Here is a 525-nt window from a genome sequence, read left to right on the forward strand (position 1 = left end):
TCGTCCAGGCGAGTTTGTCTTGGCGTTCTTTGGAAAGGCGTCTGCCGAACGGGTCGTAGGCGTATGTCCAGATCTCGGTGTTGCCGGCGGGCTTTTTGATTTCGGCGCGGACGAGTTGGTTTTCTAAATCGTATTGGTAATATTGGTTTTCGCCGTTGGGCAGCTGGCGGTAGATCAGGTTGCCCAATGCGTCGTAGGTGTATTCGATGCCGTTGTATTCTTTGAGGCGGTTGCCACTGGTAAGGTTGGGGTTGGCAGGTGGTTTCAGACGGCCTTGAGTTTGGGGGTCGTCTGAAATCGGAGCGGTCGTTTTGCCCTCTCCCACGGGAGAGGGAGCAGATGTCGGGATGTCGAGGATGTTGTGGGCGGGGTCGAAGGCGAAGGTTTCACTGCGGCCGGTTTGGCTGTTGCGGGCTTCCTGAATGCGTCCGATTTTGTCGTAGATGTAATTGAGTACGCCGCTTCTTTGGTCGGCACTTTGAATCAGGTTGCCGGCTTTGTCGTAGGCGTAGCGGCGGTTGACGG

Annotated in this window: 1 pseudogene; it reads right to left on the minus strand. The window is 56.0% G+C overall.

Going from position 1 to position 525, the window contains the following annotated elements:
* Window positions 1–525 (minus strand): annotated as a pseudogene (locus Q9I99_RS11290) (DUF6531 domain-containing protein); the annotation flags it as partial.

Source organism: Neisseria basseii, from assembly GCF_962707005.1.
Classification (GTDB): Bacteria; Pseudomonadota; Gammaproteobacteria; order Burkholderiales; family Neisseriaceae; genus Neisseria; species Neisseria bergeri.